This is a genomic window from Streptomyces recifensis, from assembly GCF_002154615.1.
Classification (GTDB): domain Bacteria; phylum Actinomycetota; class Actinomycetes; order Streptomycetales; family Streptomycetaceae; genus Streptomyces; species Streptomyces griseoluteus.
The window spans coordinates 1-991 of record NZ_MUNH01000586.1; the positions used below are offsets into that span (position 1 = coordinate 1).

Here is a 991-nt window from a genome sequence, read left to right on the forward strand (position 1 = left end):
GTTGTGGGGTGAGGAGGGTTGGCGTGGCTGAGGGGCCAGGCGCTTAGGAGGCGCTGGGTGTGAGTACCAGGCACACCCTCTGACGTCGCGTTCTTCGGGTGAAGACCGCGGACACGCGGCCCCTTCGACATGCATTCGGCAGAGGGGCGGACGACGCGTGTCGGCTGAAGCCGCCCGCCTGGGGTATCTGCTTGAACGTGCTTGCTCTGACTAGCTATCGCTCGTACCACGGCGCAACGACCGTGTGGGCCTTCATCGTTGCCATCCTCATCACGTTGGTGGCGAGTTGGTGGATCCGACGCCAAAGGTAGGCGCGACACCCGCCGGCCTGCGTGCACTGGTGGGCGACTGAATCCTGGGAGGCCAGTACAGTCGCGGGCATGGTGAAACCAGTGCTGCGGGCAATCGAAGACGACGGGCGCGTTGTGGACGATCCGACCGAGGACGCCCTGCACGACCTGTTGGCTGATATGAACCTGCGTCACCGGTTCGTGATCCTTAGCAGGCTCGACCTGAAGCCTGTGGATCAGCACTACATGCAGGTCTACCTGAATGACGACATGAGCTACCAGGTGGAGTACCGCGAAGGCAGCGCAGACAAGCACTTCCAGGCTCACGTCCCAAGGCCACATGAGATCATCGGCCCAGAGCCGATTGCCAAAGTGATGATGGACTGGGCGTATGATCGCCAGGGTTGGCGTGAGGCGATGGCATGGCTTCCGATGCCCTGTTAGAGCACCGTCACAGCCACTCGTTGATCGCTGCGACCAGAACAGTTGCCTCATAGCGGACGGCGAGTTTGTCGTACCGCGTGGCGACGGCTCGGTGACGCTTGAGACGGTTGATCCCGCACTCGACCGCGTGCCGCTGCTTGTAGTCGTCCTTGTCGAACTTCGGCGGCCGCCCACCGCACGATCCCCGCTTGAGGCGGTTGCGGACCCGGTCCGCCGGGACCGGGATGGTGGCCTTGATCCCGCGTCTGCGCAGGTAG

The 991-nt window shown here is 63.4% G+C and carries 1 protein-coding gene and 1 pseudogene; one reads left to right on the forward strand and one right to left on the reverse strand.

Going from position 1 to position 991, the window contains the following annotated elements:
* Positions 1–380: 380 nt before the first annotated feature.
* Complete coding sequence (locus tag CCN33_RS26530) at positions 381–734, forward strand: hypothetical protein (RefSeq protein WP_086695987.1); 354 nt, start codon at positions 381–383, stop codon at positions 732–734.
* Between the two features lie 7 nt (positions 735–741).
* Here CCN33_RS26530 and CCN33_RS26535 read toward each other — a convergent pair.
* Positions 742–991 (reverse strand): annotated as a pseudogene (locus CCN33_RS26535) (IS5 family transposase); the annotation flags it as partial.

What these genes read in the sequence shown, in the direction of transcription:
- CCN33_RS26530 (WP_086695987.1), top strand. Translation starts at nt 381, where the DNA reads ATGGTGAAACCAGTGCTGCGGGCAATCGAAGACGACGGGCGCGTTGTG.